This is a genomic window from Flavobacterium aquiphilum, from assembly GCF_027111335.1.
Lineage (GTDB): Bacteria > Bacteroidota > Bacteroidia > Flavobacteriales > Flavobacteriaceae > Flavobacterium > Flavobacterium aquiphilum.
Window position 1 is genome coordinate 2,460,751 of sequence record NZ_CP114288.1, and the last position, 26,812, is coordinate 2,487,562.

The following is a 26,812-nucleotide window of genomic DNA, read 5'->3' on the forward strand; positions in this document are numbered from 1 at the left end:
TAATGGTTACTTTAGGAATAAATTTAGAGTAATATGTGTAAAATTTCCTACCTATACAATTTAAATTAAGGTCAAAAATACGCCCGAAAAAAAATATTTTTCGGATATAGTATTTTATTCTACTTGATAAGGTATTGTTTTAACAAAGAAATAACACAGGATGTAAATAAAACCATTTCATCAATAATCCTTTAAGAAGGATTTGATTCCCAAAATCAATAGTTATAGGAGGTTGTAGGTTAAAAAAGGACGAATCAGACCTAAGAAAAAGACAAATTACACCCCTCGAATAGTCTTTCTCATAATAATTTTGAAATCAACAAATAATACCATTAACAATTAATTAAACTAAAACGTAGTTGTTGGCAGTTTTTGTTTTGAAAATTGAAAGTGTGTTTTTTGATTATATCTATTAAGTAATAAACAATAAATCAAATTGATGTATGTGAAAAAAACTAACCTTTAACCAAAAACCGATTTAAAAGAATTAACTAAAACTAAAATAGAATAATTATGAAAAATTTGAATTTGAAATACCAACCTTTTTCTAAGGTTTTCAAACAGTTGCTTGTTGGTATTTTTATGATAATTGCTCCCGTTTTTGCTCAGGCGCAAACCAAAACAATAACCGGTTCTGTACACGATGATAAAAAAGAATCGCTTCCAGGGGTTACAGTTTCCATAAAAGGCACTAAAGAAGGTGTGATAACTGATTTTACAGGTGAATATAAAATTAAAGCCAGTTCAAAAGATCAATTGGTTTTTACTTATATGGGATATGAAACTGCTACAATTACAGTGGGAGACAGAACTTCTATCAATGTTACATTAAAATCTTCAACCAGTACCTTGGATGAGATTGTTGTAATTGGTTATGGAACGGTGAAAAGAAAAGATTTAACCGGAGCTGTTGGTAGTGTAAATATGGCAGACCTTAATAAAACTCCTATTCGTTCTATAGACGAAGCATTGGCAGGCCGCGTGGCAGGGGTACAGGTAACTTCGGCAGATGGTATGCCTGGAGCAGGTTCTAATATTGTTATCAGAGGAAATAACTCTGTAACACAAGCGAATAGTCCATTGTATGTTATAGATGGTTTTCTTGTTGAAAATCCTGATCCAAATGTACTTAATCCATCAGATATTGAGTCTTATGACGTTTTGAAAGATGCTTCTGCAACGGCTATTTATGGATCCAGAGGAGCCAATGGGGTTATCGTAATCCAAACCAAAAAGGGTAAACAAGGAAAACCTGTTTTTAATTTTTCCAGTTCTATTGGTGTTCAGGAAATTGCCCAAAAGATGAACATGATGAGTACTTACGAATTCGTGAAATACCAATTAGAATATAATACTCTTGCAACTTCAAATCCTAAATCACCAACCGAAATCTATCTTACAGATCCTAATAGAACATTAGATAGTTATATAAATGAAGGAAGCACAGACTGGCAAGACTTATCAACTCGTACCGCTTTGTTCAAAAAGAATGATCTTTCCGTAACTGGAGGAACCAAAAAATTTAAATATGCCCTTAGTGGTTCAACTACTGACCAAGATGGTATTTTGTTGAATTCAAATTATACCAGATATCAAGGACGTGCCAACGTAGATTATCAAATTACCGATAAATTAAAAGTTGGTGGTAATGCAAATTATAGCCATTTAAAACAAACAGGGATTGATCCAAGTGCAGCAATCTTCAACGGTACAGCCAATGTGATGGTTGCAGTTTGGGGAATGCGTCCCTATTCGCCTAATGTAACAAACCCTGAGGACGAATTTATAGATCCAAATCTTAATTCAGGTATTGATTTAAGAGTAAACCCCGTTATCAACCTTAAGAACACTTACAATGTAACAAGTACCAATAATTTTTCTATAAATGGTTATCTTGAATATTTGATTACTAAAGAATTAAAATTAAGATCAACTTTGGGTTATGTTAGTAACAAATCCGAAAAAGATGAATTTTATAATTCATATACTACATCAGGGCGTCCGGGCAGTGCAAGCGGTGTCAATGGAAAAATGATGAACAATAATTATACCAATTGGTTGAATGAGAATACATTGACTTGGGATAAAAGAATGCAAAAGCACCATTTTATCGCTTTAGGAGGATTTACAACCCAAAAACAAGAAAGTGAGTCTTATGGTAAAGCAGCACAAAAAATACCAGCTGCAAATGAGGACCTGATGTTTGATGCGCTTGATTTAGGTACTCCTGTAAGAATTGATCCAGGAAATTCAGTTTGGACAATGGCTTCTTTCCTAGGAAGGGTGAACTATGATTTTGCATCGAAATATTTTTTAACAGCTTCATACAGAGCGGACGGATCTTCCAAATTCCCTTCGCAAAACCACTGGGGATACTTCCCATCAGGTGCCCTTTCATGGAAGTTTAGCGAAGAAAAGTTCTTAAAAAATAGATATTTGTCAGAGGGGAAATTGCGTACAAGTTATGGACAAACCGGTAATAACCGTGTAGGTGATTTTGATTATTTGACTACTTATTATAATCCGAACAATCCTTTTTACGGAACATACGTATTCAACAATAATTACGTAACAGGAGCTACAGCACAAAGACTTGGAAACTCTGATTTGAAATGGGAAACTACCGAACAAATTGATGCTGGCTTGGATTTAGGTTTCTTTAACCAAAGAATCATCTTTAGTGCGGATGTATATAAAAAAACAACCAAAGATTTGTTACTAAAAACCAACCTTCCATTATCAACAGGTTTCACTTCGGCATTCAAAAACATCGGTAGCGTAGAGAATAAAGGTTTGGAATTAACTTTAACAACAAAAAATATAGTTAGCAAAGATTTTAGCTGGACGACTAGTGCCAATATCTCTTTCAACAGAAATAAATTATTAGCATTGGCAGAAGGACAAAAAAACTTAGAATCCATTGTGAATTGGGATACTGGTTTTAGTACGATAAGTGCCTATAATGCTGTGGTAGGACAACCTTTAGGTTTAATGTACGGTTTTGAGTATGCAGGAACTTATAAATATGACAATTTTACAGGTAGTGGAACAGCAGCTGATCCTTATAAATTAAAAGCAGGTCTTGCTAATAATGGAAATGTAAATGTTCAGCCAGGTGATGTGCGATATTTGGATCAAAATGGGGATGGAACAATCAATAAAAGCGATTATACTACCATTGGAAACGGTAACCCACTTAACATTGGTGGATTTTCAAATAATTTTACTTATAAAAACTTTGATTTGAATATCTTCTTTCAATGGTCGTATGGTAATGATATTATAAATGCCAACCGTATTGTGTTTGATGGAAATCAATTAGGGCGTGAAGGTCTAAATCAATTTGCCAGCTATCAGGATCGTTGGTTACCAGAAAATCCAAATTCTGATATTGTAAGAACAAAGGGCTATGTTGGTGCGCCCGTTGCCTATTCGTCAAGAATAGTAGAAGACGGTTCTTACTTGAGATTGAAAAATGTGGCATTGGGCTATAATTTTGGCAAAAATTTTGTTGAAAAAATGCACCTTAAATCGATGAGATTCTCATTATCAGCATCGAATATCTATACATGGACTAAATACACCGGATCAGATCCAGAGGTAAATACCTACAACTCTGCTTTAACACCTGGATTTGATTATTCGTCTTATCCCCGAGCACGTACTATATTTTTTGCGACAAACATTAGCTTTTAACAACATTAAATTATTTTCAAAATGAAAAAGATATATATATTATTGGGCTTGGTGGCGTTAAGTACCAGTTCTTGTGAGGATTATTTGAATACAGAACCCATTCAAAAAATTGCAATCGAACAATATTATACCGATGAGCAGGGGATAACCAATGCTTTGGCGGGAGTATATGACCCATTGGGATCTGAAAAATTATATGGCAGCCAGTTATGGTGGCAATTGGATTCAGCTACAGATGAAGGGTATTACGCCCGTAATACCTTGGTAGCAGGAACAATGGTCTATAATTTTGATTTTACTGCTGTAAATGTTTCAGATTTTTGGTTTAATCTTTACGACGGAATTAACAGGGCCAATGACTTGATCGCACATATCGATTTACCGCAAATGGATGAAACCCAAAGACAGCAGATATTAGGTGAAGCTTTGTTTTTAAGAGGATATTACCATTTTTTATTGGTAAGCCATTTTGGAGATGTGCCTTTACGATTGACACCTACCACAAGCCCTAATAATGTTCAAATAGCCAGAACACCAGCCAAAGATGTCTATGCTCAAATCTTGAAAGACATGACAGATGCCGAAGGAAAAGTAAGTGCAACAAAACCAAATTACTCCAGTCGTGTTTATAAAACAGTAGTACAGGGAGTACTAGCGAGAGTATGTTTGCAAATGGCTGGTTATCCTTTGAATGACACTTCAAAATACAATGAGGCATTGTCTTGGTCCAAAAAAGTAATCGATTCAGGGCAACATAGTTTAAATGTTAGTTTTCAAACTACAGCTCCCGCTGGTAAACCTACAAATTATTACGATGTGGTTAACCCATCAAATGGAGTTACCACTAATAACGCTTATCGTCAAGTATTTATAACTGAAGCTTCAGACACTTACGATACAAATGAATTGATGTGGGAAGCAGATTTTAAAGCCCGCGGGGGAGGATATAATGAAGGCGGACGTGTAGGGAATAATATTGGTATCACTTTTCAACCAGTTGCTTCCAGTCCTTTATTTGGAACCTACTGCTGGGGATTTATAAAGGGAACAGGAAAACTATTCAGAGCTTATGATGCTACAGGTGCCGATTTACGTCGTGATTGGGCACTAACTACTTACACAATTAATAACTCTACCGCTGTTAAAAATAATCTAGCTAAAACTATACAATATGGCAGGGATTGTGGTAAATGGAGAAGAGAGTATGAAATTAACCTATCTGGTGATCAAAATTATACAGCAATCAATTTTCCTATCTTGAGATATGCCGACGTGCTTTTAATGTATGCAGAAGCTGAAAATCAGGTCAATGGGCCAACTGCCGCTGCGCAAGCGGCCGTGAATCAGGTACGCCGTAGAGGATATGGTCGTACAGATGTTTCAGCACCCTACTTACTCTCCGATGCTGCAACAACAACAGCTGTAGCCGGTGGTAAAGCCGCATTCCAACTTTTTATTGAAGATGAGCGTATGCGTGAATTATGCTTTGAGGGATTACGTAGAATGGACTTGATCCGTTGGAACAAATTTGTAACAACAATGAAAGCAGTTAGCGACGATATGGCAGCATCTCCAACTACTGGTCCATTGACTTCAGGAAACCAACAATATGGGGCATTAGCAGGGAAAAATGTTTTTGCCAATGGTAATAAATTCCTGTTGTTTCCAATCCCTTCATTAGAAATGGCATCCAATCCTTTAATAAAACAAGAAAATCAGAATCCTGGCTATTAATTTTTAGCCATTACAATTAAAAAAAGTTGGTAAAATGCATTACCCCCATTTTTACCAACTTTTTTATCATCCCATCACAAAATTCATGAAATGAGCATGATTGAAGTTGGTCGTAAAAACTAATAGTTATCAATGCAAATTAGATACGGCCAATAAAAAGCAATAAGAATAACATATGAAAACAATTCAGTACTATTTGGTACTATTGTCATTTTGCAGCTTATCCACATTTGCTCAAAAAGATAATAGCAAGGATCATTTTGCCATGCAAAAGCTGATTCAGGATAATTTCACTTTTGCCGAAAAGCAATATCAATACTTAGAAAAAGCGACACCTCCAGATTCTATGCCAAAAACATTTGAAAAAGGGCGTAACATAAACTCTGATATTTATTGGTGGTGCAGCGGTTTTTATCCGGGAACACTTTTATATATCTATGAGTACACCAAAAAACCGTCAATACTTGATGAAGCTCAAAAAAGATTAGCAATTTTGGATACGGTAAAATATTATACCAAAAACCATGATTTGGGTTTTATGATGTATTGCAGTTTTGGGAATGCTTATCGACTGACTAAAAATGAAGCATACAAAAAAGTGATCCTACAATCCTCTAAATCATTGGCAACAAGATACCGTCCTGATGCCAAAGTGATTCAATCCTGGGATGTTGTGGAAAGTGGATTGGATAGAAAAGGTTTTGTTGGGCCGGTTATCATAGACAACATGATGAACCTTGAGATGCTGGAATGGGCAAGTCAAAATAGTACCGATAAAAGTTTTGCTGATGTGGCCGAAAACCATGCCAACACGACGATGAAAAATCACTTTCGTCCTGATTTCAGCAGTTATCATGTATTGGATTATGATTTAAAAACTGGAGAAGTTCGTAAGAAAGTTACCGCTCAAGGGTATGCTGATTCCAGCGCCTGGAGCAGGGGGCAAGGATGGGCACTTTATGGTTATACTATGATGTACCGTTTTACCAAAAATCCTGCTTACTTAAAGCAAGCACAAGGAGTGGCCAAGTTTATACTGAACAACCCAAATTTACCCGCTGACAAGATTCCGTATTGGGATTTTGATGCACCAAATATTCCTGATGCTTTGCGTGACGTATCCGCAGGATCTATATATGCATCAGCCTTGTTGGAGTTAGGTCAATATACTTCGGGAAAGGAAAAACAAAATTATGTTGATGTTGCCAAAACTATTTTGAAATCATTGTCAACTCCAAAATACAGAGCTCAATTGGGTACAAATGGGGGCTATTTATTGATGCACAGTGTAGGTTCGATTCCACATAAAACGGAAGTTGATACTCCGCTTACGTATGCCGATTATTATTTCCTGGAAGCATTACTACGATATAAAAAATGGTATTTATAACTTGTGGGGAGTTGTAAATCCAGCACATTGAAGCATAGTTTTTAGTTTATTAAAAAGTTACATAAAGCACTCCATGTAAGAAATAATATAACTTTAAAGCTGTGCTCTTTGTGTTTATTACAGTTTTTTAATTGAATTGGTTAAAAATTAGCTTGAAATAATTAAGTAATAATAAAGACAAATTAGTAAAATGAAACTTAAAAATTGTATTAAGGTTTTACTTAAATTAGAAATAAATGAATTACAAATTAATTGTATTGGGAATTTTAATTTCATTCCATTTATCTGCAAAGGAAATCCATGTTTCTGGAGTCAATGGAAATGATAATGCCAATGGGTCTCAGAGGCATCCACTAAAAACCATTAACGCTGCAGCTCAGAAAGCTATGCCGGGTGATGTAATTATCGTTCATGCTGGTATTTATAGAGAATGGGTAAAACCGTTGCGTGGTGGTACAGACAATAAACACCGTATTACCTATGTGGCAGCTAAGGGAGAGAAAGTAGTAATTACCGGTTCTGAAGCACCAAAAGGATGGCAAAATGTTTCGGGTAACGTTTGGAAACTTACTTTGCCGAATGCTTATTTTAAAGATAGTAATCCCTTTGGTGAACTTATTTATGGCGACTGGTACAGGAGTAATGGGAAAAACATACATACTGGGGCCGTGTATCTGGACAACCGAAGGCTTCCGGAAGTATTCAGCCGTAATGAAATCCTAGCAAGGGATAACAATAAGCCAAGCTGGTATGCTGAGGCCGATGACAATGGTGGGTCAGTTTTAATGAACATTGATATGTATGCTCCATTTTTGACAGATCCTAAGCAAGTTGCAGTAGAAAAGGGGGACGTAATTTACAATAACTGGAAGCATTTTATTTTTACCTATCTAACCGATGGATCTATTTTGCACTTAACATCAGTTGATTTTGGAGCAGGAACAGATACCGTTGAGTATAAAGTGGCAACACAGGCAAAATCCGGTAAGATTGAATTTCATCTTGATAAGCCTGATGGAGAACTCGTAGGTACCACAACGGTTACAAATACGGGTAATTGGGGTAAATACGAAGTTTTCAAGACTACCCTTTCCCGAAAAATTTCGGGCAAACACGATATTCATGTTGTTTTACGTGCCCCAGGCTCAAAGCCTGAAGGGACAACAACCATTTGGGCATGTCTTCCTGGAATGAAAAATCCGGATTCTAGTGATGTTGAAATAGCTGTTAGATCAACTGTGTTTTTTCCCAAAAAAACAGGTATAAACTATATTACCGTAAAAGGTTTTACGTTACAAAATGCTGCTACCAATTGGGCTCCGCCTTCTGCTTTTCAACCCGGAATCATTGGGCCACACTGGGCTTCTCACTGGATTATTGAGGACAACGAAATCCTGAATTCCCGTTGCTCCGGTATTTCTCTTGGAAGACCAACTTATGGACATGCACATCATCCACAAAACCAGCAACCGGAAGGGAGGATATACCCTGAGGTCAATGGTGGCCAAACCGCAGAACAACTTCATGAATTTTTCGAATTTGCTACATGGACAAAGGAAGAAGCAGGTTTCCATATTGTACTAAACAATCATATACACGATTGCGGACAGGCTGGTATTGTTGGCTGTAGTGGAGGCGCTTTTAGCGTAATAGAACGAAACGATATACATGATATTACCCAGAATGAGCCTTTCAATGGCGAAGAAATGGCTGGTATCAAACTACATTTTGCTGTGGATGCCATTATCCGTGACAACAGGATATTTAACACAACGCTTGCTCTATGGCTTGATTGGGGGGCTCAGGGCACACAAGTATTGGGTAATTTAATGTACAAAAACTCCTATCGCGATATTTTGGTTGAAGTGTCACATGGACCTACACTTGTCGCAAACAATATCGCCCTCTCAACAATTTTTATGAGGTCAATGTCTCAGGGGCTTGCCATCGTACACAATTTGGCGTTAGGTAATTTTGAGGGATTTGCAGACGAAATTATGGGTGGACGGAAAACATTCTTTTATATTCCGCACAGTACTTCTTCAGCTGGTAAGGTAACTAATCCAGGTGGTGATTGGCGCTGGTATAACAACTTGCTTCCTGATATCCTCAATCCGGAAGGTAAAAATCATGGACTGCCTGTTGCGGTATCAGGAAATGTTGTTTTTACTACGAAAGACGACCTGGCAGTAAGTAATAACAATGATAATCTATTGAAAATTCCGGGGTTCCTTAAACCTAAATTTGTTGAAAGAAAAGATGGAATATATTTAATTCTCTCTGAGAACGAAAGTTGGCGTAATACAAATCCGCGAAAGCTTGTTACTACAGAACTTCTTGGCAAAGCTGTGGCACCACAACAGGAATTTAAAAATCCTGATGGTTCAGCATTGAGGATAGATACAGACTACTTCGGAAAAAAACGTAATATAGCGAATCCTTTCCCCGGTCCATTTGAAACTCCAGTAAATGGCGAAGTGAAGGTTTGGCCAAAGTAGGTTTATTTCTGGCTGGGCCTTGTAGTTATGGGAGTTTCGTACTCAGATGATTTATTTGAAAAAAACAATGAGACTGACCAACTAATTTCAATTTTTAATTATGCTGAAATTGAATGATCAATTAAAATGAAGAGTAGATTTCTACGGCATTCAAATTTATACGTAGTGAAACAGAATCGAATTAATGCATTTGAGGGTAAAATATTTAAAATTGAATTTGTTTAATATCATATTGAAAAAAGTTAAAAATGTATAATTATAGTAAAACAAGGCTTCAAAAAGGATTAATTGTTGTTCTGAATTTGTTTGCAATAACTTCTGTTTCAGCTCAAAAGGAATCAAAAATATTTGAAGACTATAAAAAAAACAGAAGTATCCTACCCGATTTCTCTTATGTTGGTTATCATAATGGTGAAAAGAAAATCCCTAATATAACGGATTATAAATATTTTGATGTAACCGATTTTGGTGCAAGAGCTAATGATGGTGTTTCAGATAAAATAGCCATTCAAATGGCAATCAATGCGGCCAATAAAAACGGGTCGGGAATAGTTTATTTTCCGAAAGGGAGATTTTTAGTCAATGAAGATGGTGATTTGCCAAACTCTATTGTTTCAAAAAACGGACATATTATTTTCAGAGGCAGTGGTTCCGGATCGGGAGGTACTGAATTATATATGAAAAATGCGCTTCCGCCAACAAATCCAGCTCAAATGTGGACTGTTCCGCCGCTATTTATTTTTGGAAGTGGTGGTAGCGATAAAAAAATAGGACAGGTTACTGCAGCAGCTTCTATTGGTGATTTGTCAATAAAAGTAAGCTCAACAGACGGTTTAAATTCAGGAGACTGGATTGTTTTACAATTATTAGATAATAATAAAGACTTAATCGCATCTGAATTAAAAAACAATAAAGCGGAGCCTCAATGGACTTATCTTGTCGAAAAGGGTATTGATGTCAAAGTTTTTTACCAAATTAAAAACATAAATAAAGAAACACTTATCCTAAATGCCCCCATTGCATACACCATTGATCCAAAATACAAATGGGAAGTTTTAAAATTTGCTAATAGCGAAGAAGTCGGGATAGAAGACATTGCATTTACAGGCAACTTCACAGAAAAATTTGTACATCATCGTTCTTGGAGAGACGATAGCGGTTATACAATGTTAAACATTAGAAAAAGTACAAATTCATGGATGCAAAATTGCCGTTTTACAAATTGCAGTGTTGCAACAACCATAGCACAAAGCGCTAATATTTCGATTTTAAATTGTAAAATAGATGGGAATGGAGGTCATCAAGCTATTAATTCCAATGGTTCAACTAATGTATTGATAGCCAATTGTGTTGACTTGGCATCACAATGGCATTCTTTCGGTTGTTCCCATGGTTCTATGAATACTGTAATCTGGAAATGTACCTATCCTTCGACTACCTGTTTTGAATCTCATTCCAGTCAACCCAGAAATACATTACTTGATCAAGTTGAAGGTGGCTTGATGAACGGTCGTGGTGGTGGAGCAACTGAGAATATGCCTAATCATATGCAAGGATTAGTACTTTGGAATTATAAACAAACCAATGAAGCTGTAAAAGATTTTGAATTTTGGCCTCCCACAGCCGTATTTGAATGGTGGAAAATCCCCAATCCTATAGTTGTTGGATTTACAAGTCAGGGAACCACTTTCAAAATGGAGCAATTAGGACTATCTGAATCACTTGATAAAGCGGTTGAGCCAGCTTCATTGTACTTGGCACAATTGCAATTAAGATTAAATAGATTGCCTAATTGGGTTAACGAAATTCAAGAAAAGAAATAATAAATCGATAAGACTGATTATTAATCTAGAATTTATTGTACCTAATAAAGATGCTTAGATATTTAAATCGAGAATTAAGTCCGTTTTAGTCAAAAAAAAGGACGGTTTTTACTCAAAAAAAAGACAAATTGAGCCTTTTAAGTTTTCTTCCTCTTGATAAATTTGGAATCAAAAAATATCATAGTGGCACTTAATTGAACACAAAAACAGATTAAGTTAAAGTAATTCAATAAAAAGCAGTAATCATGAAAAATATTAAATACAGTATTTATACAAAGTTTTTTTTATTAATCTCTCTTCTATTTGGCGTTATATGCACTGCCCAAAATAATGCTAAGAACAAAACAGCACCAAACCTGCTAATTATTTTGGCAGATCAATGGAGAGGGCAGGCAATGGGATTTGAAGGGAAAGAACCCGTTATGACTCCTTCTTTGGATAAATTTGCCAAAGAAAGTTTGGTATTAACCCAAATGGTAGCAAATTATCCGGTTTGTTCTCCATCAAGAGCTATGTTGTTGACAGCTCAATATCCAATTAAAAACCATGTTTACAGCAATGTAAATTCAGAGTCAGCTCCTTATGGAGTTGAATTATCAAAAGATGCAGTTTGTTGGTCTGACGTACTAAAGCAAAATGGCTATTCCAATGGTTATATCGGAAAATGGCATTTGGATTCCCCTTACAAGCCTTATGTGCCAACATCAAATAACATTGGAAAAGTTGCCTGGAATGAATGGACTTCCCCAGAGAGAAGACATGGTTTTGATTACTGGTATGGTTATGGAACCTATGATGAACATGACAAACCGATGTATTGGGATACCAATGCTAAAAGGGATGAATTTCAATACGTGAACCAATGGGGGCCTATTCATGAAGCTGATAAAGCATTGGCATTTATGAAAAATGAAGGTGGGCAACTCCGTAAAGAAGGTGCTCCTTTTTCATTGGTAGTTTCCATGAATCCTCCACACTCAGGATATTATAGTGTTCCAAAAAAATATTACGAGCTCTACAAGGACATCCCTCTGAAAGATTTGGTAAAAGATCCTAATATCCCAGCAGAAGGAACTGAACAAGGTGATCAGTATCGAAAAGATGTTCGTTACTATTATGCCAATATTACTGGGGTTGATGAACAAATAGGCCGTATAATACAGGGGTTAAAAGATCAAAAGCTGGATGAAAACACTATTGTGATAGTTATGTCTGATCATGGTAATTGTTTAGGAAAACATTCTGAAGTATCCAAAAATAACATTTATGAAGAATCCCTAAGAATCCCATTTTTCATTTATTGGAAGGGGCATATCACGCCTCGAATAGACAACACCTTCTTAGGCAGTATCCCTGATATTTACCCGACGCTTCTGGAATTAATGGGAATGAAAGATAAAACACCAAAAGACATCGACGGAAAAAGTTACGCCCAATATTATCTCAATGGTAAAGGAGAAAAACCGGCAGAACAATATATTTTAGGAGCCATTATCAGCAATAATGTTAATGTAAATACAGGTTTTAGAGGTATCCGCACAAAAGATTACAAACTTGCTTATGTCAAGAAAAAAAAGAAAGGCGAATATGTATTATACGATTTAAAAGCTGACCCCTTTGAAATGAATAATATTTACAAATCGGATTTACCAATTGTAAAAAGACTGCAACCTGTTTTAGTACAGTGGCTAAAGAAAACAGGAGATGATTTTGTTTTAGATAAATAAAGATTTTAGACAATAATATAAAAAAGGAATAATGGATTTATTTGATTTAACTGGAAAGACAGCACTTATTACAGGAGGAGTTCATGGACTAGGAATGTCAATAGCCAAAGGTCTTGTGCACGCAGGAGCTAAAATTGTAGTAAATACCTTTTCGTAAGAAGCCTTAGACAATGCTATCGCAGAATACAAATCAGTTGGAATTGAAGCTTACGGATATGTTTTCGATCTAACTGAGGAAACTGCTTTAATAGCTGCGATTAATAAAATAGAAACTGAAGTTTCCCCAATCGATATTTTGATCAACAATGCTGGAATCAAAGGAATGCGCTATTTGCTCCGCACTGACGGCGGAAAAACAAGTGGGGGTATTAAAGATTATAAAATCTATTTAAAAGAAGTGCTGTTTTCTTTTTAAGCTTTGGGATGGGATTGCACAAAGTAAACGTGTCAAATAGCTAAAATAAAATTTAAAATAATAAGTAATTAGTTTTATGTTACAATGAAAATAAAAACGTTATGAAAAAAAATGTGTTGAGTTTTATTGTTTTATGCATTGCGGTTGTCATGCCTGTTAATGCTCAAAGTGAAAAAATTAAAATATTAGAAAGTGCATTTGTACAAGGAGGAGAAACTTCATTAGAAGCCTTTGGGGTGTCAAAACCTGAAAATATGCTGGTATTCAACTCTAAAACAAATACTAAATATTCTAGAACAACCTTCATGAAATTCAAGATTCCTGAAGGAATGAATTGTTTAAATTCAGTGAGAATTTCTCTTCAAATAGTGGTATTTAAAAATAAAGATTTTCCAGATTCAAAATTTGATTTGGATGTGCAGGCTGTTCCTGAGGGAAAATGGAGCTCACAGAGTATTACATTTAATAATGCTCCAAAATTAGGGGATGTTTTGGGCTCTGCCCAACTTGATCAATCATTAGATGGTAAAATGGGCCGGGTCGAAATAAAATTAAAAGAAGAAACGGTAAATAAATTAATAAAAGAGTCAAAAAATGGAATATTAACAATTGCTTTGGCAAACAATGTATTTTCAAGAATAAGTGCAGCTATAGGGAAAGATTCTTTTTTGATTGTAGAATAAATTGTGTGACTCCGGGAACACTTCGTAATAAATTAAAAATTTATTTTGAATACAATTAAATTGAAAAAAAAACGAATAGGATATAATAATTTAAATAGAAAACATGTTAAGACCATTTTTCATTACGCTGCTTTTTTCTACTGCATTATCATTTGCGCAGGAAGTAAATATCATTCCTCAACCGCTGCAGGTTTCCAAAAATAGAGGAAATTTTGAGATTACATCAAAAACAAGTTTGGTCGTTGCCAATGATGCAGATAAGTCAACTGCAGTTTTCCTGAACAAATATCTGTCGGATTATTATGGTTTTCAATTACCGATAGTAAAAAAAGCAAATAAGAATTATATCAGGGTCATAAGCGATAAAAAAGCCAAAGGGCTCAAAAACGAAGGCTATAGTTTGAAATCGGATGAAAAAGGAGTTGAAATTTTTGGGAATTCAGCAGCTGGAACTTTCTATGGCATGCAAACATTGATTCAATTGTTGCCTGTCGAAAAAAGTAAAAACCTAAAAATTGCTCAGGTTGGGATTAAAGACGAGCCTCGTTTTGCATACAGAGGTGGTTTATTGGATGTCGCACGTTATTATTACCCTGTTTCTTTCGTTAAAAAATTCATCGATTATTTGGCATTGCATAAAATGAATTATTTCCATTGGCACTTGACAGACGATCAGGGTTGGCGCATCGAAATTAAAAAATATCCCAAACTAACCGAAATTGGTTCCAAGAGAAACGGATCCATTATTGATAGACGCCCCGGTGTTGTGAACGATAATAAACCCGAAGGTGGTTTTTACACTCAGGAGGAAGTCAAAGATATTGTAAAATATGCCACAGATCGTTTTATTACGGTAATTCCGGAGATCGAAATGCCTGGACATAGTGGTGCGGCAATTGCTGCTTATCCCCAGTTGAGTTGTTTTCCGAAAGAGAAAACAGATAAAGTTGACGAATTATTCGCCGATAAAAGTAAACAGGAATCGGCAGATGGAAAAGTGAAATTTGTTGTGGAAACCTGGGGAGTAAAAAATGATGTATATGTACCAACTGAACAGACATTCCAGTTTTTGCAGGATGTATTGGATGAAGTAATCCCTTTGTTTCCTTCAAAATATATTCACATTGGCGGGGATGAATGTCCAAAAGATGCCTGGAAACGAAGTGAGTTTTGTCAAAATTTGATGAAAGAAAAAGGCTTGAAAGATGAACATGAACTGCAAAGTTACTTCATCCAAAGAATGGAAAAATATATCAACTCTAAAGGAAAGACAATAATAGGTTGGGACGAAATCCTGGAAGGTGGTCTTGCGCCAAATGCTGTTGTAATGAGTTGGACAGGAGAGAAGGGAGGTATTACTGCCGCTAAAGCAAAGCATCAGGTGATTATGACCCCATACAAAAATGTTTATTTGGATCTTAACCAAACCGAAAATGAAAAACAAGTTACTCAGGGAGGTCTAACCCTTATTGAAAAAGTTTATAATTATGATCCGGTTCCAAAAGAATTAACATCAGAAGAAACCAATTATGTTTTAGGTTCTCAGGCATGTCTTTGGACGGAGTACATTTCAAATCCAGCCAAAGCAGAATATATGTTGTTTCCTCGGTTGAGTGCTTTAAGTGAAGTTTTATGGTCTTCAAAAGAAAACAAAAACTGGATTGAATTCCAAAAAAAAATCGAGACCCAAAAAAAAAGATATGATATTTGGGGAACTAATTATTTTAAAGAATAGCTTCTTAAAAATTAAATGAAAAAGCGTTTGTTTGTTCTCAAAGGCTTAAAGGAATTAGTTTAGTTTTAGTGAAAATGGGTTCGGTATTTTATCGGGCTCATTTTTTATAAAATTACAATCCTTTTCTAATGCTTCTTCTTTTTTTACTTTTCAATTGAGTTCGTTTACAAGCTTAATAGAAGATATTTTGAAGAAAATTATTCGACAGACTAGTAATAACAAGCATTACAGGGTTATGATTAAAAACGGACAATCAATTTCTGAATGACCAATTCTAAAACCCTAAAATAATTTTTAACTATATTTGATCAATATCTAGTCATTTTTATTTGCTTCAAATAATTTCACTCAACGGGCTATTCATTAAACTTTCTGAAGGATTTTTAGTTTTAAAATATTGTTGTTTTCGAACACATTTTGTTTATTTGAAAAGAAGATGGGGGAATGATAGTTTTTAGTGTTGTCTTTGGCTGCAGATTGATTTTAATTTAAATTTTATCCATGATAAAAAAAATACTTATTGTTGATGATCATTTTATTGTAAGATCTGGAATGTCACTTTTGTTGGAAAATGAAATAGAGGGTATTCAGGTTTTTGGTGCCAATGATTTTCCGGAAGCACTGGTTGAATTGGAAAAGAATTTTTTCGACTTGGTCATATTGGATATCAATTTGCCCGGAGGGAAAAAATATTATATGATTGACGATTTAAGGGAAATACAAAAAGATGTGAAAATATTAATTTTTTCGGCTCATGAGGAAGAAATTTATGCTTTTCGTTATATCCAGGCAGGAGCCAATGGGTATTTGAATAAGCTTAGCGAAAGCGATACCATTGTAAAAGCGGTAAAAACCGTTTTGGAAGTTGGAAAATATATTTCGATGGATATTCTTGAAAAGTTTATAGCTTTTTCCCAAAATAAGGGAGAAAACAGCAATCCTTTGGAAGACCTTACTCAACGTGAATTTGAAATAGCCGAACTTCTTGTAAAAGGATTTGGCAACCTTGAAATAGCAAATGAATTGGATATAAAAATGACGACCGTAAGTACCCACAAATTAAACATTTTCAAAAAGGCTCATATAACCAACATCATTGAATTATCTGAATTATTTAAAAAATTTACGGTTTGACTAATTCAAATCCGTAATTATTTCAACTTTGGCTCCTTGTTCTTTTTTGTTGAAAAAATTGATGTCACCATTCAGTATATGTATTAATTCTACGATCATAAGAATTCCCATTCCGCTGTTTTTTAGCATTAATTTTTCTGCGGATTGTTGATTGCTTAATTGATTGTAATAAACCAAATCCTCTTCTTTAAATCCCTTTCCTGTGTCTTCTACTATAAGATATAATTTTTTGTTTTTAATATAGCTATATGTTTTAATGACTCCATCTTCAGTGTTTTTTATAGCATTATCAATGATGTTGTGGAGAACAACGGATAATATGTCCTTGTTTATTTTTGTTGTAATTTTTTCATCAATTTCATTTATTAAAATGTTATTGGAAGCCTCAGCAATTTCATGAAATAAATTGTGTTTCATTTGTACCAGTTCTTTTAGATTATAAACAGAATTCTCAGAGGATTTGCCTCCAAAGAAGATTTTGGAATAGGTTAGTAGGCTATCGATGAAATTGAATAATTGAAGTGTGGAAGAATAAACAGATTTTGTATTCTTTTTTAATTTTTCATTATCATAATTTTTAGCTTCCTCGTAGATATATTTGTTGGTCATTGCCAAATACTTCAGCGGACTTTTTATATCGTGACTTATTGTTCCGATTAACTTTTTATGTTGGACAATTTCTGTTGATAATTCGATTTTGGTTTTTTCTAAGTCATTAACCATTTCACGTAATTGTGCCTTTTTGCTCTTAAGAGCTTTTTCTGAGAGGATCATTTTTTTTAATGTAATCACATAGTAGATACTTGTACTACTAATGATTAATAAAATGAAAAAAATGTTTATAGTGATTAGATTGTCTTTAATTTTCCGGGTGCCGTCACCAACAATATTTGAGAATCTATCTGCAGCGGCACCAAGCCTTTCGCATATTAAACTGATTTCTGATGAAAGCTTGCGCTTTGTTTCCTCATCTAGTTTTTCGACTTGAAGTTTTTGATGGACTTTTATACCTATTTTATGTAGTTGGTTTACTGATTCATCAGCGTTTTTCCATTCATCAATTGCTTTTTTAAGAAATGGTACTGTATTAAAATTCTTGAAAACCCAAATTAAATCATCTAAATCATCTTCTTTATTTCTCCCAGTCCTAAAACCTCTTTTTGCAATGCTGTCATTAAGGTTTTGAGTTAAAGCGACTCTTGCCAATTGGTCTCCCAATGGGACGCTCAATTCTTTATTAAATGATTCCCAATTTTTATTGTTTTCTGTATATAAATAAGTGATTAAATACCGGGAGGCCTTGTTTTGCCCTTTGGAATAATGTGACTCACCGTTTATGTATGCCCTTGATGCCGATAAAATTCTAATCGTAATATAGTTTATGACAATTAGTGAGGTACATGAAAAAAACAGGATGATATAGAGGAGGATTATATTGTGATTTTTTGATTTCGCTGAGTCTTTAATTTGAGTCATACTTTTTTATTTAGAATGTATAAATTAAGAAAATTAGTTAATTTTTTTAAAATAATTAACCTTTATGTTAGTAATAATAAGATAATACATCGTAATAATTGTTTTATATACTCTTAAAAGAAATAGAATAGTATAGTTTTATTAGCTTGATAAGCATGAAAAATTTGTCCATACAGTGTTTTTTCTTTTGAAGAATTGCGTATGGGTTTTAGCATGCTTCCTTTAATATGATTCAAAATTGAATTTATGTGAATTAATTTACGGTTTGTGTTTTGTCTAATGAATTGAAAGAGTGTTTATTCAAATTATCAATTTTTAATTTTAACATTTGTTGTAGTTTTTCTCCTAGAATTAATTCTATGTCAATGTCGGTTTTTGTTTGCCTGAATTGAGTTTAAGTTTTTTCTTAAAATGTTAAATTTACTTGAATATTAGTTTTTTTTAGATGTTTTTAAACATTAAATCTAGTATTTGTTAATTTTTATTAGCCAAATAATATTTTAACGAGTAAGACATTTTTCCTGTTTTCAAAATAATAAATAGAGTTCCAAATCTTATTTTATTAAAAAGTTTAAACCGTTATTCTATGAAAAAAAATTACCCAAATCTTCCGTTCAATCAATTAGCTTATTTTATTGTATCGGCAAAATTGATTCAAGGTGTATTCAGAAGAATATTGCTTTTTATAGTATTTTATTTGTGTACGATAACAAATGTTTCGGCACAATGTAATACAGAAACGCCACTTCCTTTTATTAATGGGAGCAGTTTTAATAGTTTGACTGCAACAGGCAATATTACTGGGGGCTGTACTTTTTTGACATGCTCGGCTTCCAATGAGTCCAGATTGATAGACTCCGACCTAAATAATTTTGCTACGGCTACAGTTGCCCTTGGTGTGGGCGGTTTTGCAAATTATAGGGTGACAGATCCAAATATCGATTATCCGGCTGGGACTTATGCAGGTTATAGAATTAATTCTGGCGGATTATTGGATGTAAATTTGCTTGGGGGAATAACAATCAAAACGTATTTGAATGGCACTTTTAGAGAATCAGTTACCGCTGCTTCTCTCTTGAGTTTAGGATTGCTTAAATTTACAGGTAGTGATTATGTTGTGGGGTTCAATACAAAAATGGGTTTTGATGCTATTGAAATTTCCGTAGGTGGTTTGGTGGGTTTGTTAACTAGTGTGAACGTCTATTATCCTGTAATAAGAAGTTATTGTCAAGGCCCTGCATTGACTTGTAATACGGCAACAGCAATGAACCTGCCGACTTATCCGGTTTATATAAATGGTGATCATACAGGGATTAGTGCTGTGGCATGTGTTAATTGTTCAGTGGATAATGCTGAAAATGCAATTAGCTCAGACGCAAATGATTTTGCTCAAATTAATTTAACTGCTGGGATAGCTGCATTGGGAAGGCTTTCAGTTAAAGACCAATTTACTGATTACCCAGCGGGGACATATGCCGGTTTTGAAATTGAAAACACCAATTTGCTAACTGTTTCAGCTTTAGCAAATGTAACAGTAACCACTTACCTTAATGGAGTTCTTAAAGAAACAATTTCCGGAAATAATTTAGTAGCCGGGACTAATTTATTAAACACTTCAGGTCGAAACAAAATTGGTTTTGTTTCAACTACTGACTTTGATGAAGTTCAAATTTCATTAAATCAAATATTAGGAGTGACTTTAGGGACTACAAAAGTGTATAATGCTGTTTTCGAAAAATTTTGTGCAGGACCAGCTTTGGCATGTAACACACAAACTGAGATGGTGGCTCCAACTTATCCTGTTTACATTAATGGTGAAAATACAGGTATTGGAGGAGCAGTCTGTGCCTTATGTTCTGTGAAAAATACTGAAAAGTTAATCGATAATGATGCATCTACTTATGCAGAAATTGATTTAACTACAGGAGTATTAGCATCAGGAAGTATTTCGGTAAAAGATCAAATAACAGATTATCCTTCAGGTTCATTTGTAGGTTTTACTGTTGAAAATCCTTCATTGCTGAATGTTAATGCTTTGGATGCAATTGCAATAACAACTTACCTTAATGGGGTTCTTCAGGAGAGTAAATCTGGGAATACAGCTTTGGCTATAGTTGGAACCAATCTTCTGTTAGGAAGTAGTAAACAGACTATTGGGTTTGTTACTTCACAACCATTTGATGAAGCCCGTATTACAGTACAGAACACGGCAACAGTAAATTTGGGGCTGGTAAAAGTGTATAATGCTGTTTTTGAGAATTTGTGTCCTGTAACATTACTATGTAATACAACTTATTCCTGGACAAATCCAACTTTTCCTGTTGTTGTAGATAATAGTAAAACGGGTGTAGATGGAGTGGCCTGTGTTTCCTGTGCGGTTGATGATACGAATAATGTATTGACAGCGAGTACGACTGATTATGCCAGAATTAGGGTTGCAGCTGGAGTAATAGCTCCGTCATCCATTGCAGTTCTAGATCAATTATCGACTTATCCGAAAGGCACTTTTGCAGGGTTTACAATAAGAGACAGAAATAGTTTAGTTCAGCTGGATTTATTCAGTGCTTTGACTGTTTCTACTTATTTGGATGGTGTTTTTCAGGAATCAAGAAATGCCGGGAACTTATTAAATCTATCTTTATTGACACCTTATGGTTCCGGTTCCGGAATATATAACGTGGGTTTCAGGGCGACTAAATCTTTTGACGAAATTAGGATTACAGTTGGGTCACTTGCCAGTGTAATAAATGATATTGATGTGTTTGGGGCATTTGTTAATACATCAGGTACTAGCGGAGGAACATTGTTTTGTGCTGTTATAGATGCGGTAAATGATAATTTTCCTCAAATTTCAGGACTTACAGGAAATTCTAATGTAGCGAATGTATTGACAAATGATACTTTAAGTGGAAATCCGGTAGCAATTAGTGATGTAGATTTAACAGTAACGAGTCCGGCTACCCCTAAATCTTCAGGTGCGCCTGTGCCTTCTATAGATTCTGTCACTGGTATAGTAAGTGTTCCTGCGAATACTCCGGCAGGGGCTTATTCAATAACTTATCAAATTTGCTATAAGTTAAACGCTTTGACTTGCGATAGCGCAACGGTAACAGTAACGGTAACGGCAGCAGCCATTGATGCCGTAGCGGATAATAGTACAATAAAAGGATTAACCGGGGGGGATGCAGGAATCAATGTTTTTGGAAACGATAAATTAAACGGAGTAGCGGTTAATCCATCAGACGTAAATTTTAGTTCTACACCAAGCGGGCCATTAACGGTAAATGCCGACGGTACGGTTACGGTATCTCCAAATACCCCAGCCGGAATTTATACGGTAGATTATACCATTTGTGAAAAATTGAACCCGACAAACTGTGATACAGCCACTGTAACGATAACGGTAACTTCAGCTGTGATTGATGCCGTAGATGATAATGGTACAATAAACGGTGTAATTGGAGGAGATATAGGAATCAATGTATTTGGAAACGATAAATTAAACGGAGTTGCGGTAAATCCGTCAGCTATTAATTTTAGTTCTACACCAAACGGGCCACTAACGGTAAATGCCGACGGTACAGTTACGGTATTGCCAACTACTCCCGCAGGAACTTATACAGTAGACTATACCATTTGTGAAAAATTGAATCCAGGCAATTGCGATACGGCTACAGTTACGGTTGCAGTTACAGCTCCTGTAATTTTGGCCAATGATGATACGGCAACTATTAATGGCTACACAGGTGGTGTTCCTCCAGTAAATGTCCTTACAAACGATACCCTAAACGGAACACCAGTTACCCCATCAGAAATAACTTTGACTTCTACACCAAACGGGCCATTGACTGTAAATACAGACGGTAGTATAACGGTGGCACCTAATACTCCTGCCGGAACTTATACTGTTACGTATCAAATCTGTGAAAAATTAAATCAAGGTAATTGTGATACTGCTACAGTAACAGTAACAGTAACTGCCGCTGTAATTTTGGCTAATGATGATGTTGGAGATACTGTTGGTACTGTAGCTGGAGGTACTGCATTACAAAATGTTTTAGGAAATGACACTTTGAATGGATTTTTGGTTAACTCATCACAAGTTAACATCACATTTGTGAGTTCTACCAATCCGGGAATTAGTCTATCAGGAACTGATGTGGTAGTTGCAGCAGGAACTCCAGTAGGCAATTACACATTGACATACCAAATTTGCGAAAAATTGAATCCTGCGAATTGTGATTTGGCAGTTGTAAATGTAGTTGTAGCATCTACAGCACCTACTATCTTGGCAAATAATGATACGGGAACACCTGTTAATGGTTATTTAGGAGGTACTGCATTTACAAATGTTCTAGTAAATGACACTCTAAATGGAGCTCCAGCAACCACTTCCAACGTTGATATTTCATTTGTAGGTTCAACTGATCCCAGAATCACTTTATCCGGTACCGATGTAATAGTTGCGGCGGGAACTCCTGCAGGAGCCTATTCATTGGATTATAAGATTTGTGATAAATCAGACTCAACAAATTGTGATGGTGCGAGAGTAACCATAACGGTTATTCCAGCTGTAATTTTAGCCAATGACGATACAGGAACAAATATTGAAGGCCATTTAGGAGGTACCGCTTTTTCAAATATTTTAACAAATGATACTTTGAATGGCGCAGCAGTTGCTTCATCACAAGTTAATACAACATTCGTTAGTTCTACTAATCCAGGAATCACTTTATCGGGTACGGATGTGATAGTTTTAGCGGGAACTCAAGCAGGAAGTTACTCTTTAACCTATCAAATCTGCGAGAAATTAAATCCATCAAATTGTGACACGGCTACTGTAACGGTTACAGTTACAGCTCCTGTTATTTTGGCTAATAACGACGCTACTTCCATTAATGGTTACACTGGTGGTATAGCTCCTGTAAATGTTTTGACAAACGACACCCTAAATGGAAATCCTGTAAATCCATCTGAAGTAACACTTATCTCTACACCAAACGGACCATTGACAGTAAATACAGGAGGAACCATAACTGTGGCACCAAATACGGCAGCAGGAGACTATACGGTTAACTATCAAATCTGCGAGAAATTAAACCCATCTAATTGCAGTACGGCTACTGTAACGGTTACAGTTACAGCAGCCATAATTTTAGCCAATGACGATACTACATCTATTAATGGTTACACAGGTGGTACTCCTTCTATAAATGTCTTGACAAACGACACCCTAAATGGAACTCAGGTAATCCCATCGGAAGTAACGTTGACATCTACACCAAATGGGCCATTGACTGTAAATGCTGACGGAAGTATAACTGTGGCACCAAATACGGCAGCAGGAAACCATATGGTTACCTATCAAATCTGTGAAAAATTGAACCCAACAAATTGTGATACTGCTACAGTAAGCGTAACAGTAACTGCTGCAGCAATTGATGCGGTAGACGATAGTTTGCCATCAACATTAGGTTTAGTTGGTAATTCAAATATTGGAAATGTATTGACAAACGATACTCTGAATGGAAGTCCGGTTGTAATCGGTGATGTTAATTTGACCGTATCAACTCCAGCGACACCTGCATTTGTTGGTGCCCCGGTTCCGTCTGTAGATCTTGCTACTGGAGTAGTTGGTGTTCCTTCTGGGACTCCTGCTGGAAATTACACTATCACGTACCAAATATGTGAAAAATTGAACCCAACAAATTGTGATTCTGCAACCGTAACAATAACAGTATCGGCAGCAGTAATTGATGCGGTGGCTGATGCCAATACTGCACCAGTTTATGGAAACACTGGAGGTAACACCGGAATTAATGTTTTTGCAAATGATACTTTGGGAGGAAACCCTGTGAATCCAGCGGATGTTAATTTTAGTTCTACACCAAATGGGCCATTAACAATAAATACTGATGGTAGTGTGGTAGTAGCACCAAATACCCCTGCTGGAACTTATACAGTAGCTTATACCATTTGCGAAAAATTGAACCCAACCAATTGTGATTCTGCGACCGTAACAATAACGGTATCTGCAGCAGTAATTGATGCGGTGGCTGATGCCAATATAGTACCTGTTTATGGAAATACTGGAGGTAACACCGGAATCAATGTTTTTGCAAATGATACTTTAGGAGGAAACCCTGTAAATCCAGCGGATGTTAATTTTAGTTCTACACCAAATGGTCCATTAACGGTAAATACAGATGGAAGCGTAACGGTAGCTCCAAATACTCCAGCAGGAACTTATACAGTGGCTTACACCATTTGTGAAAAATTAAATCCAACCAATTGTGACACTGCTACAGTAACCGTAGTGGTATCCTTCTCAAGTATTGCTGTTGTAAAAACAGGAGTAGTAGGAGGAATAGGGAAAGTAGGTGATTTGATTACTTATACTTTCACAGTAACCAACACAGGGAACACTACTTTGAATAATGTCGTTATTAACGATGTTTTAACCAATAGTGTAAATCTGGCAGTAAACCCGAATGTTTTAGCCCCTAATGCTATTGGAACAGCAACGGTAACTTATACAATTAAGCAATCGGATATTGATGCTGGAAAAGTAACGAACAGCGCTACGGTAACGGGAACCACACCAACAGGCGGTACAGTGACCGACACATCAGGAACTACTATTACGAATGATACACCTACGGTAACTACATTGAGTTCAAGCTCTGGAATAGCTGTTGTTAAAACCGGAGTTGTAGGAGGAACTATAAAAATGGGTGATTTGATTACTTATACTTTCACGGTAACTAACACAGGGAACACTACTTTAAATAATATCGTCATTAATGATGCTTTGACCAATAGCGTGAATTTGGCTGTAAGCCCAAGTACTTTAACTCCAAATGCAATTGGAACAGCAACGGTAACTTATGCAATTAAACAATTTGATATTGATGCAGGTAAAGTAACGAACAGTGCCACTGTAACAGGAACTACACCAACTGGCAGTACAGTGACCGACACATCGGGGACAACGATTGCCAATAACACTCCTACGGTAACTACCTTGAATTCAAATCCTGGTATAGCGGTAGTGAAAACAGGGGTTGTTGGTGGAACTGTAAAAGTGGGTGATTTGATTACTTATACTTTCACGGTAACTAACACCGGAAATATTACGTTGAGCAATATTGTAATAAACGATGCTTTGACCAATAGCGTGAATTTGACTGTAAGCCCAAGTGCTTTAGCTCCAAATGCGATTGGAGCAGCAACAGTAACTTATGCAATTAAACAATCGGATATTGATGCCGGAAAAGTAACCAACAGTGCTACAGTAACAGGAACTATTCCAACAGGCGGTACAGTGACCGACACATCGGGTACTGCGATTAACAATGACAATCCGACAGTAACAACATTAAATTCGACTTCGGGAATTTCAATTATGAAAGAAGGAACTTATGAAGACAAAAATAAAGATGGTATTGCTAATGTAGGGGACGTCATTAATTATTCATTTACAGTAACCAATACAGGTAATGTTTCTTTAAGCAATATTGCAATTCAGGACAACAATGTACCTGCCATAAAAGGGACTTTGAATTCTTTGGCTGGAGGTGCTTCAGATAGCGTTACTTTCACAGCGGTGTATCCGATTACCAATGCTGATATAGCGTTAGGATATGCTTACAATTCGGCTTTAATATCGGCAATCACTTCTACAAATAACTCGGTTACGGCTGTATCGGTTGATCCGACTCCTTGTACTCAATGTCCAATATTATCTAGTTGTTTGACATGTACCATAACTGCAATACCTCAATCACCTTCTATTGCTATTGTGAAAAAAGGAATTTTCAAAGACGAAAATGGAGATGGTTATGCAGAGATTGGAGAAACAATTGATTATTCCTTCACAGTGATGAATACAGGAAATTTACCGCTTACCAATGTTACTCTTACGGACGCTTTACTTGGAATTGTTATTTCAGGCGGACCAATAAACTTGGCGGTAGGAGCCACTGATGGTACATCATTTAAAGGGACTTATCACATAACTCAGCAAGATATCGTAAAGGGATCTGTAACCAACCAAGCTAAGATAAAAGGAATAACTCCAACAGGAGCAGAAGTGACTGATATGTCTGACGATGATAGTCCATTGCAAGACGATCCAACAGTTTTGGGAATTGAAGGCTGTAGTTTGGAAGTCTTTAATGCCGTATCTCCTGATGGAGACGGATTGAACGATATTTTCCGTATCAGGGGAATAGAGTGTTATCCAAAAAATACTGTTCAGGTATTTAATCGTTGGGGTGTTAAGGTGTATGAAGCTGATGGATATAATAATGATACAGTTGCTTTTAAAGGGGTTTCCGAAGGCAGGGTAACAGTGAATAAATCAGAAGGATTACCTAGCGGAACCTATTTTTATGTTATTAAATACGAAGATTTTAGCGGTACCGGAATTGATAAATCGGGTTATTTGAATATAAGCAGGGATTAATTTAAAAGATTTCGAGCGAACATTATTATTTCTT

General features: G+C 35.8%; 12 protein-coding genes and 1 pseudogene. 12 read left to right on the top strand and 1 reads right to left on the bottom strand.

The window, feature by feature from the left end; genetic code table 11:
- The first annotated feature begins 513 nt into the window (after nt 1-513).
- The 11 genes and pseudogenes from OZP12_RS10180 to OZP12_RS10230 all read left to right on the top strand — a co-directional run bounded on the left by OZP12_RS10180 (nt 514) and on the right by OZP12_RS10230 (nt 16,835).
- Nucleotides 514-3,696, top strand: coding sequence for a SusC/RagA family TonB-linked outer membrane protein (locus OZP12_RS10180; protein ID WP_281228979.1), 3,183 nt, complete (start codon nt 514-516; stop codon nt 3,694-3,696).
- A gap of 21 nt (nt 3,697-3,717) precedes the next feature.
- A complete protein-coding gene (locus OZP12_RS10185) occupies nt 3,718-5,430 on the top strand; it encodes a RagB/SusD family nutrient uptake outer membrane protein (RefSeq protein WP_281228980.1) in 1,713 nt (570 codons plus the stop codon).
- 175 nt (nt 5,431-5,605) lie between these two features.
- Nucleotides 5,606-6,820 carry a glycoside hydrolase family 88 protein gene (locus OZP12_RS10190; RefSeq protein ID WP_281228981.1) on the top strand — a complete coding sequence of 405 codons (1,215 nt, stop codon included), beginning with the start codon at nt 5,606-5,608 and terminating at the stop codon, nt 6,818-6,820.
- A gap of 236 nt (nt 6,821-7,056) precedes the next feature.
- The gene (locus OZP12_RS10195; protein WP_281228982.1) at nt 7,057-9,318 is read left to right on the top strand and encodes a carbohydrate-binding protein; all 2,262 of its coding nucleotides are present in this window, start codon (nt 7,057-7,059) and stop codon (nt 9,316-9,318) included.
- A gap of 248 nt (nt 9,319-9,566) precedes the next feature.
- Nucleotides 9,567-11,141 (top strand): DUF4955 domain-containing protein, encoded by a 1,575-nt coding sequence (locus OZP12_RS10200; RefSeq protein ID WP_281228983.1) that lies wholly within the window; start codon nt 9,567-9,569, stop codon nt 11,139-11,141.
- A gap of 245 nt (nt 11,142-11,386) precedes the next feature.
- Nucleotides 11,387-12,868, top strand: a complete 1,482-nt coding sequence (locus tag OZP12_RS10205; protein ID WP_281228984.1) for a sulfatase family protein — start codon at nt 11,387-11,389, stop codon at nt 12,866-12,868.
- A 31-nt stretch (nt 12,869-12,899) separates the two neighbouring features.
- Nucleotides 12,900-13,025 (top strand): hypothetical protein, encoded by a 126-nt coding sequence (locus tag OZP12_RS10210; protein WP_281228985.1) that lies wholly within the window; start codon nt 12,900-12,902, stop codon nt 13,023-13,025.
- Between the two features lie 15 nt (nt 13,026-13,040).
- Nucleotides 13,041-13,283: pseudogene (locus OZP12_RS10215) on the top strand (SDR family NAD(P)-dependent oxidoreductase); the annotation flags it as partial.
- Between the two features lie 101 nt (nt 13,284-13,384).
- Nucleotides 13,385-13,966 (top strand): CBM96 family carbohydrate-binding protein, encoded by a 582-nt coding sequence (locus OZP12_RS10220; RefSeq protein WP_281228986.1) that lies wholly within the window; start codon nt 13,385-13,387, stop codon nt 13,964-13,966.
- A gap of 103 nt (nt 13,967-14,069) precedes the next feature.
- On the top strand, nt 14,070-15,701 hold the full coding sequence (locus OZP12_RS10225; RefSeq protein WP_281228987.1) for a beta-N-acetylhexosaminidase: 1,632 nt from the start codon (nt 14,070-14,072) through the stop codon (nt 15,699-15,701).
- A 501-nt stretch (nt 15,702-16,202) separates the two neighbouring features.
- Complete coding sequence (locus tag OZP12_RS10230; RefSeq protein ID WP_281228988.1) at nt 16,203-16,835, top strand: response regulator transcription factor; 633 nt, start codon at nt 16,203-16,205, stop codon at nt 16,833-16,835.
- Here OZP12_RS10230 and OZP12_RS10235 read toward each other — a convergent pair whose 3' ends face one another.
- Complete coding sequence (locus OZP12_RS10235) at nt 16,836-18,311, bottom strand: sensor histidine kinase (protein ID WP_281228989.1); 1,476 nt, start codon at nt 18,309-18,311, stop codon at nt 16,836-16,838. It abuts the gene before it with no gap.
- A gap of 586 nt (nt 18,312-18,897) precedes the next feature.
- On the opposite strand from OZP12_RS10235, the gene OZP12_RS10240 reads away from it, so the two are divergent.
- Nucleotides 18,898-26,778, top strand: a complete 7,881-nt coding sequence (locus OZP12_RS10240; RefSeq protein ID WP_281228990.1) for a DUF7507 domain-containing protein — start codon at nt 18,898-18,900, stop codon at nt 26,776-26,778.
- Nucleotides 26,779-26,812: the final 34 nt, after the last annotated feature.